Source organism: Listeria sp. Marseille-Q6474, assembly GCF_946902005.1.
Classification (GTDB): Bacteria; Bacillota; Bacilli; order Lactobacillales; family Listeriaceae; genus Listeria; species Listeria innocua.
The window spans coordinates 1,427,126-1,442,732 of the sequence record NZ_CAMPPS010000001.1 but is presented as its reverse complement, the minus strand read 5'-3'; the positions used below and the strand labels follow the sequence as shown (position 1 = coordinate 1,442,732).

Genomic DNA, 15,607 nt, shown 5'->3' with positions numbered 1-15,607 from the left:
AATACTCAAGTCAGAGTGGAACCGCGCAAAGCGTCTCTGTATTAGAGGGGCTTTTTTTGTTGGCGTAGGTTCCAATGAAAAAATGTACGAACTTGAATAAGGAGGCAACAAAATGCCAACTCGCTTAAAAGAAGATATTGCAACAATTATAAAGAATGACCCTGCGACGAAGACTTTTTTTGATGCTTTTTTAACGAATCCTGGATTGCACGCACTATGGTGGCATCGTGTGGCGAACTTTTTTTATCGTCACAAAATGGTTTTGTTTGGAAAAGTATTATCGCAGACTGCTCGTTTCTGGACTAATATAGAAATTCATCCCGGCGCAACAATTGGTAGAAGGCTTTTTATAGATCACGGTGCAGGGATTGTCATTGGAGAAACTGCTGAAATTGGTGATGATGTTACGATATTTCACGGAGTTACGCTTGGTGGAACCGGGAAAGACTGCGGGAAACGCCATCCAACGGTCGGCGATAGAGCGCTTGTTTCAGCGGGAGCCAAAGTACTTGGGCCGGTTGATATTGGAGCAGATGCGCGAATTGGTGCGGGTGCGGTTGTTTTAAAAGACGTACCACCAGGAGCAACTGTTGTCGGCATTCCAGCTAAAGTTGTTCGGCTTAATGGGCGTACGGTAGGGCACGCGGTTCCTAAAATGGATGAACTGACGTTACGAATTGCAGAATTAGAAAATATAGTAGAAAAACTTTTAAAGGAAAAGGAGTAGATCTGATTGTCGATACAAATTTTTAATACGTTAAAACGAGAGAAAGAGCCTTTTAAACCACTCAAAGATGGCGAAGTGAAAATGTACGTTTGCGGACCGACTGTGTACAACTACATTCATATCGGAAATGCGCGGCCGATTATTGTTTTCGATACAGTTCGACGTTATTTTACGTATCGTGGCTACGATGTGAAATTCGTGTCTAATTTTACGGATGTGGATGATAAATTGATTCGTGCGGCAAATGAGCTGAAGTTGACGGTTCCAGAAGTGGCGGATCGTTTTATTGGGGCTTACTTTGATGATGTGGATCAACTGAATGTGGCGAAAGCGACTGTGAATCCGCGTGTAACAGAAAATATGGATGAAATTATTCAATTAATCAGCACGCTAATTGAAAAAGGTTATGCTTATGAGTCAGCTGGCGATGTATATTTCCGTACGAAAAAATTCAAAGATTACGGGAAACTATCTGGGCAAGAATTATCGGAACTACAACACGGAGCGCGGGTTGAATATAATGAGCGTAAGCAAGATGAGCTTGATTTCACACTTTGGAAAGCTGCTAAACCGGGTGAAATTTTCTGGGAAAGTCCGTTTGGAAATGGTCGTCCTGGTTGGCACATAGAATGCTCGGCGCTTGCGAAAAAATATCTTGGTGACACGATTGATATTCATGCGGGCGGGCAAGATTTAGTATTTCCTCACCATGAGGATGAGATTGCTCAATCCGAAGCGGCGACTGGAAAAACGTTCGCAAAATACTGGATGCACAATGCCTTTTTAAATATTGACGGGGAAAAAATGTCTAAATCACTTGGGAATTTTATTACGCTTCATGATGTGCTAAAAGACAATGATCCAAATGTGATTCGCTTCTTCATGTTGTCCGTACATTACCGTAAGCCGATTACATTAAATGATGCTATTTTAGAAGATGCGAAAAATGGGCTAGAGCGTTTGATGATTGCCTATCAAAATATTGACCACCGCATTCAAACAGATGACGGAGAATACGTGGAAGAAACCCACGAAGATGAATGGTTGGAGCAACTGACAGAATTAAAACAAGCATTTGAAGATGATATGGATGATGATTTTAATACTGCCAATGCGATTACTACTTTCCATGAGCTTGCGAAACGTGCGAATATTTATCTTTCAAAAGAAACAGTTTCCATTAATGTTTTGCGTGAATTTTTAAGTATGATGCGTTTATTTGCAGAAGTACTAGGCTTGAAATTAGAAAATACGCAAACTGATTCACTGGATGATAGCGAAGTAGAAGCATTAATTGAAGAGCGTCTGCAAGCGAGAAATGAACGCAATTTTGCACGAGCTGACGAAATTCGTGACATTTTAAAAGAAAAAGATATTATTTTGGAAGATACTGCGCAAGGTACGCGGTTTAGACGGGGGTAAATCATGGCAGAAGTGAAAGACTACAAGCAACTTAATGGCCTCGCGCTTGCCTACATGGGCGATGCGGTGTACGAGAAATTTATCCGCGAATATTTACTTGCTGCTGGTAAAACAAAGCCGAATCAACTGCATAAAACCGCGACAAAATTCGTTTCTGCAAAAGGGCAGGCTGTAGCGCTTAAAGCTATGATTGCAGAAGGTTTTTTGACAGATGAAGAAGATCGGATTGCAAAGCGTGGCCGAAATGCCAAATCTTATACAATACCGAAAAATACAGATCCTGGGACATATAGCATGTCTACTTCTTTTGAAGCTGTACTTGGTTATCTTTATTTAGCAGGTGACATGGAACGACTTCAAGAATGGATGGAAAAAGCGCTAGAAATAGTAGAAAAAGGAGTGGGAAATAACTAATGGAACAAGAAAATGAGCAAGAGTGGATTGGTGGGAGAAATCCTGTCCTTGAAGTATTACGATCTGATAGAGATATTCACAAAATCTATGTACAAGAAGGTTCGCAAAAAGGCGTTTTAAAACAAGTATTAACTTTAGCAAAAGAACGTAAAATTCAAGTTCAATTTGTACCAAAACAAAAAATTGAGAAGGTTGTAAGCGGCGCACATCAAGGGGTTGCAGCTCAAGTTGCGGCCTATCAATATGCTGAACTGGATGATTTATTTGCAGCAGCTGAAGCAAAAGACGAAATGCCGTTTTTCATTATTCTTGATGAGTTAGAAGATCCACATAATTTAGGATCTATTATGCGTACGGCAGATTCTGTCGGTGCGCACGGGATTATTATTCCGAAACGTCGCTCTGTTGGTTTAACTCAAACGGTAGCTAAAGCTAGTACTGGTGCGATGGAGTATGTTCCAGTGGTACGTGTGACGAATATGGTGCGGACAATGGAAGAATTACAAAAACGTGGACTATGGATTTTTGGAACCGATGCGAAAGGTAGTAACGATTACCGGACAATGGATGTGGATATGCCGCTTGCTATTGTTATTGGAAGTGAAGGATTCGGAATGAGCCGCTTAGTCCGTGAAAAATGTGATTTCCTTGTTCATTTACCAATGCGCGGAAAAGTGACATCACTTAATGCCTCTGTTGCTGCAAGTTTGTTACTTTATGAAGTTTATCGGAAACGTTTCCCACTGGAGAAATAATGATGGAACAAATTCTGCTTGTTGACGGGTATAATGTGATTGGAGCTTGGCCAGAGTTGAGTTTCTTAAAAGATCGCGATTTGGAAGCGGCGAGAGATAAGCTAATTGAGTGGATGGCGGAGTACCAAAGCTATACGGGATACCGAGTTGTAGTTGTATTTGATGCGCAGTTTGTTCGTGGAGTAAAGCGAAAAAGCAAGAAGCATCAAGTTGAGGTAGTGTTTACGCATGAAGATGAAACGGCAGACGAATACATTGAGCAAAAAGCAATTGAATGGAAAAATGCGCGGACGCAAATTATTGTAGCGACATCTGATTATACAGAACAGTGGGCTATTTTTGGACAAGGTGCGCTTCGGATTTCTTCACGTGAACTACTTTTTGAAATTCAAGAAATGAGTAAACAAATCGGACAGAAAATCAAACGAATTCAGGAAAAAATGCCAAAATCAAACCTCAATCTAGATTCTGATATTATTTCCCAGCTTGAAAAGTGGAGAAGAGGCGAGGAGTAAGGGATTGACGGGCTGTTTCTGACTATGTATAATGAAGCAACCAAAGAAGAAATCCTGTCGAAAAGGAGCCGATTAGCCTAGTGGAGAATTCAGTAAATCAAGAAGAAATGGCGATGCTTGAACTAGCTAGAAGCGGTGATACGGAAGCGTTAGAGTATTTTTTCAGTAAGTATCAGTCGGTTATTTACTGGAAATCGACGCAATATTTTTTACAAGGTGCAGAGCGAGATGATTTAATCCAAGAAGCGATGATTGGGCTTTTCAAAGCGATTCGTGATTACGATGAGTCAAAAGAAGCTTCGTTCCGTTCTTTTGCGGAAATGTGTATAAATAGGCAACTTCTTTCGGCGGTGAAGCGGGCATCTAGGCAGAAGAATATCCCTTTAAACAATTCAGTTTCGCTCGACACACCAATGGCTGAAGATGATGTAGACTGGACTTTACTAGATGTTATTTCCGAAAAAGCGGCCGAAACCCCAGAAGATTTTTTAATTAAAAATGAAGATTTAACACATGTAGCGCGTCAACTTGAACAAGTCACAAGCGAATTTGAAAAAGAAGTATTAAAACAATATTTAGAAGGCAAAAGCTATCAAGAAATGGCACTTTTCTTCAATAAAAAAGAGAAAGCTATCGATAATGCATTGCAACGAGTAAAAAAGAAAATGATGAAGCAGCTTGAATGAAAAAATAATTGACTAGCCAAGAGCCAAGTGTTATATTTATATGGATGAAATGTGCCTACTTTTTGGCATGGCATATTTAATGATTGCGGAGTTGAGATAATTTATGAAGAAGAAAACATCCCTCGCTTGTTCTGAGTGTGGTTCAAGAAACTATACAGTCAATGTTAGCGGGACGCAGAAAGAAACTCGCTTAGAAGTGAAGAAATTCTGTCGACACTGCAATAAACATACATTACATCGAGAAACAAAATAGACGATATGGAGGTTTTGGTATGTCTGCAATAGCAAGATTCTTTCGGAATGTTTCATCCGAAATGCATAAAGTTACATGGCCAACTAGAAAAGAACTTTTAACATACACAGTAACAGTAGTTATCACAGTTATTTTATTTGCTTTATTCTTTATGTTAATTGATTTTGGTATCGAACAAATTATTAAACTTATCGTGTAGTGCTAGGAATTTTACAAAGATAATGATATACTATTACTTGAGACAAAACCCGTACAACTTTCGGGTTTTTTATTTTGGATTATACTAAAAGGAGGATGGCGGCAAAATAGGATTGCTGCCAACTAAACAATGGAAAAAAATTGGTATGTAGTTCATACTTACTCCGGTTATGAAAATAAAGTCAAAGCAAACCTAGAAAAACGTGTAGAATCAATGGGCATGTCAGATAAAATTTTCCGAGTTATTGTACCGGAAGAAGAAGAAACAGAAGTGAAAAATGGTAAAACAAAAACAATCAAACGTAAAGTTTTCCCAGGTTATGTATTAGTAGAAATCGTTATGACAGATGATTCTTGGTATGTCGTGCGTAATACTCCAGGAGTTACTGGATTTGTTGGTTCTTCAGGTTCAGGCTCGAAACCAACACCATTACTTCCAGAAGAAGCAGATCGTATCTTGAAAAGCATGGGTATGGTCGAAAAACGTGCGGAAGCAGACTTTGAAATCGGTGAAACAGTTATGGTCAAAGAAGGACCATTCGCTGACTTCTCTGGTAAAGTGGATGAAATGGACAACGACAAAGGTAAAGCGAAAGTCATGGTTAACATGTTCGGTCGTGAAACTCCAGTCGAAGTGGATTTCAATCAAATCGAAAAACTTTAAAACTTACAACCTCTACATTATTTGTGGAGGTTGTTTTGTTAAGGAGGCGAACAAATGGACAAGGCTAAGCAAATATATTTGGAATTCAAACGAGAAGCTACATTTTTAGACCTAGATTTCCCTTTATTCTTAGGTAATGGTCCAGGGTGCGGTGAACTTTGTATGGATTATAGCGAACAAGATGGCTATATGCTTTACGGTTATGAACGCGGCGAACGAAACAGTGAATTCAAAACAACTGATTTTGAAGAGTTTAAATATGAAGTTTTTCTGCATATTTGTTGGTATATGGGGATGGAATTTGAACTGCGCCATCGTAAAGAAGACATCGAACGCGACGATAACATTCTTGAAACGGATACCCGTAAAATCGCTTTTGAAAAAACATTGCAGTTATTAAAAACAGTAAACCCAGCTTGGATTGATAAGGCTGCGCAAGGTTACACAGCGTATTTGAACTTATGGCGGAAAGACCAAAACGTCTATTTCGATAAAACGACCATGGAATTCAAAGTAAATATCTAAAAAAATCTTGCAACGAAACGCTTAAGATGGTATCATATATAAGTACGTTTTTGACGTATGTTTTAACGTGGGAGGGGAAATATCAGCCCCAGTCAACCACATCACGGACTTAAGGAGGTATGTCTCGTGGCAAAAAAAGTGATTAAAGAAGTTAAACTTCAAATTCCAGCAGGTAAAGCAAATCCTGCACCTCCAGTTGGACCTGCATTAGGTCAAGCTGGCGTAAACATCATGGGATTCTGTAAAGAGTTTAATGCTCGCACAGCCGATCAAGCTGGTCTTATTATTCCTGTTGTGATCACTGTATTTGAAGACCGTTCGTTTACGTTCATCACTAAAACTCCACCAGCAGCTGTATTACTTAAAAAAGCAGCTAAAGTGGAAAAAGGATCCGGTGAACCAAACAAAACAAAAGTTGCATCTGTAACTCGCGCTCAAGTACAGGAAATTGCTGAAACAAAAATGCCAGACCTTAACGCTGCAAATGTTGAATCTGCAATGCTAATGGTTGAAGGTACTGCACGTTCTATGGGTATCACTATCCAAGACTAATCGTGTGTTTCACAATTTGACAATTAAGGAGGAAAAGAAATGGCTAAGAAAGGCAAAAAGTATCAAGATGCTTTAAAACAAATTGATGCAAACAAAGTTTACACTGCAGAAGAAGCAGTAGAACTTGCTAAAAAAATTGACTTCGCTAAATTCGATGCAACTGTTGAAGTAGCATTCCGTCTTGGCGTTGACCCTAAAAAAGCGGACCAACAAATCCGTGGTGCTGTTGTATTACCAAACGGTACTGGTAAAACTCAACGCGTATTAGTATTCGCAAAAGGTGAAAAAGCTAAAGAAGCTGAGGCTGCTGGAGCTGATTACGTTGGTGAATCTGAATTCGTTGAAAAAATCAACCAAGGTTGGTTTGAATTTGACGTTATCGTTGCTACACCTGACATGATGGGTGAAGTTGGTAAATTAGGCCGTGTCCTTGGACCAAAAGGTTTAATGCCAAACCCTAAAACTGGTACAGTAACTATGGACGTAACTAAAGCAGTAAACGAAATTAAAGCTGGTAAAGTAGAATACCGTGTTGATAAAGCTGGTAACGTCCACGCTGCAATCGGTAAAGTATCTTTTGATGCTGCTAAACTAGTAGAAAACTTCCGTACTGTGAATGACGTTCTACAAAAAGCAAAACCTGCTGCTGCGAAAGGTACTTACGTGAAAAATCTTTCCGTAACAACTACTTTCGGACCTGGAATCAAAGTCGACCCAGCTAGCTTATAAAATTTAACTTGACCAGCCCCTTGTCTTTTGATAAGATAGGCTAGTTGAAACAATCAAATATCCTTACCGTAGACAGTTGGCGCGTTTATCGCTTAAATATGCCACCCGAGGGATTTCTTTTGAAGTGTGCGTTCGCGCGCATTTCACAAAAACCTCTGGCGTCTACGGTGTCAGAGGTTTTTTGTTGCTGATCAAACGGAACTAGTGTCTGTTTAATTAGATTTAATTGTTGGACGGAGGTGGAAAAATGAGTAAAGTTCTTGAAGCTAAACAAAGTGCAGTTGAAGAAATTAAAACTAAATTATCAGCTAGTGCGTCTACAGTAATTGTTGATTACCGCGGCTTAAACGTTGGCGAAATCACTGACTTACGTAAACAATTGCGTGATGCTGGTATTGAATTTAAAGTCTACAAAAACTCACTAACTCGCCGTGCTGTTGAAGCTAACGGTTACGAAGGTTTAGAAGGAGCTCTAACTGGTCCTAACGCAATCGCATTCAGTAATGAAGACGTAGTTGCGCCTGCGAAAATCCTTAACGATTTCGCTAAAGATCACGAAGCACTAGAAATCAAAGCCGGTGTTATTGAAGGTAAAGTTGCTTCTCTTGAAGAAATTAAAGCACTTGCAACACTTCCATCACGCGAAGGATTGCTATCTATGCTTTGCAACGTACTTCAAGCTCCAGTTCGCGGTCTTGCTATCGCTACTAAAGCTGTTGCTGACCAAAAAGAAGGACAAGAAGCATAATCTGTTCTACCCAGGGGAAACCCTACAAACAAATCTCGGTTAAATCCGAAAAAATTATATTATTGGAGGAATTTCAAAATGGCTTTAAACATTGAAGAAATCATTGCTTCCGTAAAAGAAGCATCTGTATTAGAACTTAACGATTTAGTAAAAGCAATCGAAGAAGAATTTGGCGTAACTGCTGCTGCTCCTGTAGCTGTAGCTGCTGCTGGTGGCGGTGCTGCTGAGCAAACTGAATTCACTGTAGAACTAGCTTCTGCTGGAGATTCTAAAATCAAAGTTATCAAAGTGGTACGTGAAATCACTGGTCTTGGCTTAAAAGAAGCTAAAGAATTAGTTGACAACGCTCCTAAAGCTCTTAAAGAAGGCGTTGCTAAAGAAGAAGCTGAAGAAATCAAAGCTAAACTTGAAGAAGTTGGCGCTAACGTAGAAGTTAAGTAATTAACTTAAAGACCTTAGATACTTGTTATCTAAGGTCTTTTTTATTGCAATTAATCAAGTTTAAGATGAGTTACCAAAAATTCCTTTTAATGCTACATCCGAGTAAGATTTTATGCTAAAATAGCTAGAGATACGAAAGGAAGGTGCGGTTCTTGACTAACAATCATTACTACACAAACGACGAAACAATTAAACACAACCGAAAAACATGGCAAGTGATGTTAAAAGGTTTTAATATGAGTTTTACAAGTGACAATGGCGTGTTTTCCAAAAATACGGTCGATTTTGGCTCGAAATTATTGATTGAGTCTTTTGAGTTAGAAACGAAAACAGGAAAGATCTTGGATGTTGGTTGTGGCTATGGTCCGATGGGGTTAACGGTAGCGAAAGCCTTCCCTGATAGCCAAATTGAAATGGTAGATGTTAATTTGCGCGCACTGGAACTTGCGAAAGAAAATGCGGAACTCAATAAAATTACCAATACGCATATCTATGAAAGTTCGGTTTATGATAACGTAACTGCGAACGACTACCAAGCGATTATTAGTAATCCGCCAATTCGTGCAGGGAAAAAGATAGTTCATGCGATTTTAGAAGGTGCTTACGATCACTTGCAAAAAAACGGAGAACTTTGGATTGTTATTCAAAAGAAACAAGGCGGTCCATCTGCTGAAAAGAAAATGGAAGAAGTTTTCGGCAACGTTGAAACAGTCGCAAAAGATAAGGGCTATTTTATTTTCAAAAGTGTTAAAAATTAAGTTGTATCAAGTGCGGAAACGTGCTAATATAGAAATACATTTTACCAAGAAAGGACTGAGGGATATGCTTAGAATGAAAGATATGCTAGAAAAAAACAACCAATCAAGACAGAAGATAATAGGTATTTCTTTAACGTTCCTGCATAGACAACCGGTGTCTTTTCAAGGTAGCGTCCGTTAAAAGTTAGGTCCTTCAATCTTTCTTGATTGAGGGACTTTTTTTATACTTAAAAATAAACTTGAAAGAAGTGAGTCGAATGACAATAGGAGAACTGGAGAATTTTAACAGCTAGGAAGAGAAGTGGAGACTTTCATTTCTCTATTAAACAGAAAATGAGGAATAGAAATGCTAACATTAAAAGGAAAATATAACGAAGCGAAAGTTTATACAGATAATGTGGACGACAATACCATCGGGCAAATTATTACGTTGTGTAATCAACCGTTTGCGAAGGATAGTAAAATTCGGATTATGCCCGACACGCACGGTGGTAAAGGCTGTGTGATTGGAACGACAATGACAATTCAAGATAAAATTGTACCAAATTTGGTTGGAGTGGACATCGGTTGCGGACTATATGTAGTGAAACTAAAACCTGGCAAGTTAAAAATGGATTTTGATAAGCTAGATAAAGTTATTCGCGAACGAGTACCATCCGGAAGCAAAACGCATGATAAGCCTGTAGATGAATTTGATTTGGAAGGTGTAGTTGCGCCAATTCATCACGGCTGGGCAGCTAGGAGTATAGGAACGCTTGGTGGCGGGAACCATTTTATTGAGGTGAATCAAGGTTCTGACGGTATTTACCTTGTAATCCATAGTGGAAGTCGGGTGCTGGGTAAAGAGATCGCGGAATATCACCAAGAAGTAGCTTATAAAAGATTAGACATATTGCGTAAAGAATTGAAATTGGACACTGCTGCTGCGAAAAAATGCGGCAATTTAGAAATAGCCAACAACTTGAACAGTGAGCGCGAGCAAGTGAAATTGGATTATGACTTATCTTATGTGACGGGCTCTGATTTGAACAATTATTTAAATGACATGGAAATTGCACAAAAATTTGCAGCGCGTAATCGATACATCATGGCAGAAACTATTTTAAAAGCGATGAAGTGGGATAAGGCAGTTGTTTCGGCGTTTGATTGTGTGCATAATTATATTGATATTGATAACCACATGCTTAGAAAAGGTGCGACATCTGCTCAGCTTGGAGAGCAAATTATCGTTCCACTTAATATGCGCGATGGCAGCATTCTTGCAACGGGTAAAGGAAATGCAGATTGGAATTACTCGGCGCCACACGGGGCTGGAAGGATGCTAAGTCGCTCTAAAGCAAAAGCGCAAATCAGTTTAGAAAGCTATCAGGCAGCAATGAAAGACGTTTGGACTACTTCTGTTTCTAAAAAAACAATTGATGAAGCTCCAAAAGCCTATAAATCAGCTAAACAATTACTTGCTGATGTAGAAGATACGATGGAGATTCAAGAAATAATTAAACCGTTATACAATTTCAAAGCATGATGGAAAAGAAGCAGCATATATTACTATTTGCTGCTTCTTCTTTTTGTTGTTAGAGTAGCGTTATAAGGAAATAAGTTCTCACTTTTTCTGTAATCTGATATAATAAATTAATATAGATGAATTTGAAATTTTAGGGAGAGAGATATGAATAAAGTGACGAAAATTGGAGATGTAGCAGAGAAAACGGGCTATTCTATAACTACTATTTCTCGAGCAATTAATGGTAATCCAAATGTTTCAGATAAAACAAAAAAGAAAATTTTTGCTGCGATGAAAGAACTGAATTATTATCCTAATAATATTGCTCAACAATTTCGAGGGCAGGGGACTAAGATGATTGGTGTTGTGATTTCCTTTATAACCAATCCTTTTTTTGCGTACCTTGTTGATGCGATTGAACGCTATCTATCTCACAGAGGGTATCAGGTTGTCATGTTGCAAACTTTAGAAAATCCTGCAAAAGAATTACAATTTATCGAGATGTTACAAAAGAAACAGCTAGATGGATTGATTATGGCTAACTTAGAAAATGATACAGAAGAAATTAAATCACTCGTTGAAAGTGGTAAAATTGTTCTTTGTAATCGTTATCTGGGAAATGAAAATTTAACGATTATTAACATTGATGAAACGAAAGCGGCTTATCAAGCAACGAACTATTTAATAAAATGCGGTTATAAACGCATTGCCTACTGTACTGGTGGCATTAAAAATAAAAATGATTACCGTTTTAAAGGATTCATGCAAGCTGTAACAAAAAATGGACTTTCTTTTGATGAGTCATTGTATTTTGAGAAGTTATTAACCATTAAAGATGGCGAAGAGCTTCTGGTTAATATTTTAGAAGAGAAATCTACCATGCCGGACGCAATTTTTTCAAATGGTGATACGGTTGCTGCTGGGATATTATATGCTGCAAAAAAATACGGGATAGCAGTGCCAGAGGAGCTAGGAATCATAGGTTTTGATAATCAACCTATAGCGGAGGTTCTGAATCCGGCGCTGACAACTATTGAACAACCAATTAAAGAACTTGGTGAATATTCGGCGCAAGTTCTATTGGCTAACTTACAAGGAACGAGTGTGCCGGTAGCGCCTGACCTTGAAACAAAACTAATAATAAGAGAGACTACCAAGTAAATTCTCTCTTATTATTTTTATGAAAACGGTTGACATTTTATAAGATAATTGATATTATTTTTACGATATATGAAACCGCTTAAACTAAAATGACAACCGGTTGTCATTTTAAGTGAAGATAAGGAGAATGTTCAAGTATGAAGAAGTTACTTTTGTCCATCAGTATTATTGTCGGTTTAAGTTTGTTGGCTAGTTGTGGTGTAGAAAAGGAGTACAAGCCAGATATAAAAGTAAACGAGAAAAATGTTTCTTTAAAAGTTTGGGTGGATTTAAATCAGGGTGATTTTTATAGGAAAGTGGTAGATGATTTTAAAAAAGAACATCCTGATAAAAATTATGATATTACGGTTATTGAATCTGAATCTGGACGAGCACAAGAATATGTTCAGAAAGATCCAGAAGCTGCGGCGGATGTATTTATAACTCCGAATGACCGTCTAGGACAACTGGTAGAGTCTGGTGCGGTTTACCAATTGACAAAGTATACAGATGATATTAAGAAAAATAATACACCAACCTCCATTCAAGCTGCTACATATCAAGATAAAATGTATGGTTTTCCTGTGACGGCGGAAGCGATGTTTATGTATTATGATAAGCGCGTTTTTTCAGAGGATGATATTAAAACTTTTTCTGGAATAACGTCTAAAGGGAAGCTCGGAATAAATCTTGCGGAAGCTGGCGCGGATTATCGTGAAACACCTTGGTTTATTGCAAATGGTACATATCTTTACGGTGAAAATGGCGAAGACCCTTATGGGACAACCTTCAACACTCCAGAAGGCGTCCAAGTATTGAACTGGATTGGTGAGCTGAAAAATAATCCTAATGTTGTCGCTGTAAATGCAGATGAGATTAGTGCCCTTAGATCCGGTAAAATAAATGCTGTTTTTAGTGGGGTTTGGAATAAAGATGCGATACGAGAGGTTTTAGGTGAAAATATGGGAGTGGCAGTATATCCGAAGGCCGATTTTGGAAGTGGTCAGGTAGATATGATGGCTTTCCAAGGAAGCGGGATATACTGTGTGAACGCATTTACTAAATCGCCATTAGATGCGATGGAGCTGGCTGATTATATTACTAATGCGGATGTGCAGGAAAAAGCTTTTAAAGAGCTAGGGAAAATTCCGAGCAATTTAGAGGCACGAACTAGTTCTACAGTAGAAAAGGACGATGTGGCGAAAGCAGTTATTGATATGACATCTGGAAAGCACTCCGTTTTAATGCCGAAAATACCTGAAATGAACGTTTTTTGGCAACATATGAACCCGCTATTAGTAGATACTTATAAAGGCAAGATTAAGAAAGAGGATTATCCAGAGGCGCTCGATAAATTAGTCAAAGATATTACACCAGCGAAATAGGAAAGTAGGTTAAGTATATGATGGTTAAGAAGAATTATTTTAATATTTTTAAGAATGGTTCTGTTTCTACGAGATTATCTTATGTAATTATGGGGGCTGGTAATTTGGCCCATAAGCAAATTGCGAAGGGACTTCTATTTCTTTTTAGTGAACTTGCTTTCTTGTTTTTCCTTGTGTTTTATGGCATTACCTTAATTCAAGGTATGGCGACATTAGGGACAGTTAACCAATCGTGGAATTTTGATAAGAGTTTAGGTATTATGGTTCGAACACCGGGCGACAATTCCATGCTGATGCTAATATATGGGATTATGACAGTTGTTATTTGTGTACTATTTATCTTCTTGTATCTTGCTAATATTAGAAGCGCTAGCCAGGTGGAGGGCTTCCAGCGGGAAAATAAAAAAATCCCAACATTTAAGGAAGACTTAAAGAGTTTGCTAGACAATAAATTTCATGTAACTTTACTGACAATCCCGATGATTGGGGTTGTGGTGTTTACGATAATGCCACTTGTTTATATGATTTCGTTGGCTTTTACCAATTATGATCATGAACATTTACCGCCAAGGAATTTATTTGGATGGGTAGGATTTGTTAACTTTAAAAATGTGCTAAATGGTGATATTTCCAGTACGTTCTTTCCGGTGCTTGGATGGACACTTATTTGGGCGCTTTTAGCTACTGCTACTTGTTTCTTTTTTGGCGTATTGCTTGCACTTCTTATTAATCATAAGGGTGTTAAATTCAAAAAGTTTTGGCGCACTATCTTTGTTATAACTATGGCGGTACCTCCGTTTGTGTCACTTCTCGTAATGCAGAACTTGTTGCATGCAGCAGGACCGCTTAATACGATGTTACTTAATTGGGGAATTATAGCTGAGCCGATACCATTTTTGACAGATGCTTTGCTGGCAAAGGTATCCGTCATATTTGTTAATATGTGGATTGGGATTCCGGTAACTATGTTAATCGCCACGGGGATTTTAATGAATCTACCGAAAGATCAATTGGAAGCGGCGCGAATGGATGGAGGTAACAGTTTTCATTTATTTAGATACATAACTTTCCCTCAAATCTTAACGGTGATGTTGCCGAGTCTGATTCAACAATTTATTGGAAATATAAATAACTTTAATGTGATCTATCTCTTGACTGGTGGAGGACCTTCGAATAGTAACTTCTATGGTGCTGGGGATACGGATTTGCTCGTGACATGGCTTTATAAATTAACAGTAGAAGCTGCGGATTATAATTTAGCTTCGGTTATTGGGATTGTAACATTCATTCTTAGCGCGGCATTCTCGTTATTTGCCTACACACGTACAAATTCTTATAAAGAAGGGAGCAACTGAAATGAAAAGAGCTACAGTATGGCCTAACCTATTGTTGATAGTGCTCGGGTGTATCTGGATATTCCCGATTATCTGGATTGTTTTGACAGCTTTTAGAGCTGAAAGTGGACAATTTGTTTCGTATATCTTTCCGAAAGAATATACACTAGATCATTTTGCGTACCTATTTGAAAATCATGAAAATTTTCCTTTTATGTTATGGGTTAAAAATACAATGATTGTTGCGGTGTGTTCCTGTTTATTGAGCACTTTTATAACCGTTTCGATGGCTTATGTGTTATCTAGACTTCGCTTTAGATTTAAAAAGACAATGTTAAAAACAGCGCTAGTTTTAAATATGTTTCCTGCTTTTATGAGCATGATAGCAGTTTACTATATTTTGAAAGCATTTGGATTAACGCAATCTCTAACGGCGCTTGTGTTAATTTATTCATCTACAGCTGCATTAACTTTTTATATTGCAAAAGGATTTTTTGATACAATACCAAAATCTTTGGACGAATCGGCAATGATGGACGGGGCGACGAAATTAAGTATCTTTACAAAAATAACTTTACCAATGTCTAAGCCTATTATTGTATACACAGCTTTAATGGCATTTATGTTGCCTTGGATGGATTTTATTTTTGCTAAAGTGATTATGGGAGACAATGTGCCTAAATATACAGTGTCGATAGGTTTATATTCCATGTTGAATCAAACAACGGCAAATACAATGTATACAACGTTTGCGGCTGGCTGTATATTGATTGCGGTACCAATTACAATACTGTTTATTTATTTGCAAAAATATTATGTTGAAGGCATTACAAGTGGTGCTGTTAAAGGATAGGAGA

The 15,607-nt window shown here is 38.2% G+C and carries 20 protein-coding genes and 1 other annotated feature; all 20 genes read left to right on the top strand.

Annotation, left to right across the window (positions count from 1 at the left end; all coding sequences use genetic code 11):
* Positions 1-112: 112 nt before the first annotated feature.
* The 20 genes from epsC to OC533_RS07150 all read left to right on the top strand — a co-directional run bounded on the left by epsC (position 113) and on the right by OC533_RS07150 (position 15,603).
* Positions 113-727, top strand: a complete 615-nt coding sequence (epsC, locus tag OC533_RS07245; protein ID WP_003760085.1) for a serine O-acetyltransferase EpsC — start codon at positions 113-115, stop codon at positions 725-727.
* A gap of 6 nt (positions 728-733) precedes the next feature.
* Positions 734-2,149 (top strand): cysteine--tRNA ligase, encoded by a 1,416-nt coding sequence (gene cysS / locus OC533_RS07240; protein ID WP_010990303.1) that lies wholly within the window; start codon positions 734-736, stop codon positions 2,147-2,149.
* A 3-nt stretch (positions 2,150-2,152) separates the two neighbouring features.
* A complete protein-coding gene (locus tag OC533_RS07235) occupies positions 2,153-2,563 on the top strand; it encodes a Mini-ribonuclease 3 (protein WP_185590357.1) in 411 nt (136 codons plus the stop codon).
* The gene (rlmB, locus tag OC533_RS07230) at positions 2,563-3,318 is read left to right on the top strand and encodes a 23S rRNA (guanosine(2251)-2'-O)-methyltransferase RlmB (protein ID WP_194323110.1); all 756 of its coding nucleotides are present in this window, start codon (positions 2,563-2,565) and stop codon (positions 3,316-3,318) included. Before OC533_RS07235 ends, rlmB begins: the two co-directional genes overlap by 1 nt.
* A 2-nt stretch (positions 3,319-3,320) precedes the next feature.
* Complete coding sequence (locus tag OC533_RS07225; RefSeq protein ID WP_010990304.1) at positions 3,321-3,833, top strand: NYN domain-containing protein; 513 nt, start codon at positions 3,321-3,323, stop codon at positions 3,831-3,833.
* An 80-nt stretch (positions 3,834-3,913) separates the two neighbouring features.
* Positions 3,914-4,519 carry an RNA polymerase factor sigma-70 gene (locus tag OC533_RS07220; protein WP_185485025.1) on the top strand — a complete coding sequence of 202 codons (606 nt, stop codon included), beginning with the start codon at positions 3,914-3,916 and terminating at the stop codon, positions 4,517-4,519.
* A 103-nt stretch (positions 4,520-4,622) separates the two neighbouring features.
* Positions 4,623-4,772 carry a 50S ribosomal protein L33 gene (gene rpmG, locus OC533_RS07215; RefSeq protein WP_003728079.1) on the top strand — a complete coding sequence of 50 codons (150 nt, stop codon included), beginning with the start codon at positions 4,623-4,625 and terminating at the stop codon, positions 4,770-4,772.
* Positions 4,773-4,791: 19 nt separating this feature from the next.
* Positions 4,792-4,971 (top strand): preprotein translocase subunit SecE, encoded by a 180-nt coding sequence (gene secE, locus OC533_RS07210; RefSeq protein WP_003765079.1) that lies wholly within the window; start codon positions 4,792-4,794, stop codon positions 4,969-4,971.
* A gap of 129 nt (positions 4,972-5,100) precedes the next feature.
* Entirely contained in the window at positions 5,101-5,634 is a 534-nt protein-coding gene (nusG, locus tag OC533_RS07205; RefSeq protein ID WP_003760101.1) for a transcription termination/antitermination protein NusG, read from the top strand.
* A 54-nt stretch (positions 5,635-5,688) separates the two neighbouring features.
* Positions 5,689-6,159 (top strand): Imm63 family immunity protein, encoded by a 471-nt coding sequence (locus OC533_RS07200; protein ID WP_194323111.1) that lies wholly within the window; start codon positions 5,689-5,691, stop codon positions 6,157-6,159.
* Positions 6,160-6,285: 126 nt separating this feature from the next.
* Positions 6,286-6,711 carry a 50S ribosomal protein L11 gene (gene rplK, locus OC533_RS07195; protein ID WP_003718336.1) on the top strand — a complete coding sequence of 142 codons (426 nt, stop codon included), beginning with the start codon at positions 6,286-6,288 and terminating at the stop codon, positions 6,709-6,711.
* A 39-nt stretch (positions 6,712-6,750) separates the two neighbouring features.
* The gene (rplA, locus tag OC533_RS07190; RefSeq protein WP_003726838.1) at positions 6,751-7,440 is read left to right on the top strand and encodes a 50S ribosomal protein L1; all 690 of its coding nucleotides are present in this window, start codon (positions 6,751-6,753) and stop codon (positions 7,438-7,440) included.
* A 48-nt stretch (positions 7,441-7,488) separates the two neighbouring features.
* Positions 7,489-7,632 (top strand) — a sequence feature (ribosomal protein L10 leader region).
* Between the two features lie 55 nt (positions 7,633-7,687).
* Positions 7,688-8,188 (top strand): 50S ribosomal protein L10, encoded by a 501-nt coding sequence (gene rplJ, locus OC533_RS07185; protein WP_003732833.1) that lies wholly within the window; start codon positions 7,688-7,690, stop codon positions 8,186-8,188.
* Between the two features lie 78 nt (positions 8,189-8,266).
* Entirely contained in the window at positions 8,267-8,629 is a 363-nt protein-coding gene (rplL, locus tag OC533_RS07180; protein WP_003765087.1) for a 50S ribosomal protein L7/L12, read from the top strand.
* A gap of 152 nt (positions 8,630-8,781) precedes the next feature.
* On the top strand, positions 8,782-9,387 hold the full coding sequence (locus tag OC533_RS07175) for a class I SAM-dependent methyltransferase (RefSeq protein ID WP_194323113.1): 606 nt from the start codon (positions 8,782-8,784) through the stop codon (positions 9,385-9,387).
* Between the two features lie 346 nt (positions 9,388-9,733).
* Positions 9,734-10,912 (top strand): RtcB family protein, encoded by a 1,179-nt coding sequence (locus OC533_RS07170; RefSeq protein ID WP_194323114.1) that lies wholly within the window; start codon positions 9,734-9,736, stop codon positions 10,910-10,912.
* Positions 10,913-11,056: 144 nt separating this feature from the next.
* Positions 11,057-12,052, top strand: a complete 996-nt coding sequence (locus OC533_RS07165; protein ID WP_194323115.1) for a LacI family DNA-binding transcriptional regulator — start codon at positions 11,057-11,059, stop codon at positions 12,050-12,052.
* Positions 12,053-12,189: 137 nt separating this feature from the next.
* Entirely contained in the window at positions 12,190-13,416 is a 1,227-nt protein-coding gene (locus OC533_RS07160) for an extracellular solute-binding protein (RefSeq protein ID WP_003724187.1), read from the top strand.
* 17 nt (positions 13,417-13,433) lie between these two features.
* Positions 13,434-14,771: a carbohydrate ABC transporter permease gene (locus OC533_RS07155; RefSeq protein WP_012951136.1), complete on the top strand. Its 1,338-nt coding sequence runs from the start codon at positions 13,434-13,436 to the stop codon at positions 14,769-14,771.
* 1 nt (position 14,772) lies between these two features.
* Entirely contained in the window at positions 14,773-15,603 is an 831-nt protein-coding gene (locus OC533_RS07150) for a sugar ABC transporter permease (protein ID WP_003723041.1), read from the top strand.
* Positions 15,604-15,607: the final 4 nt, after the last annotated feature.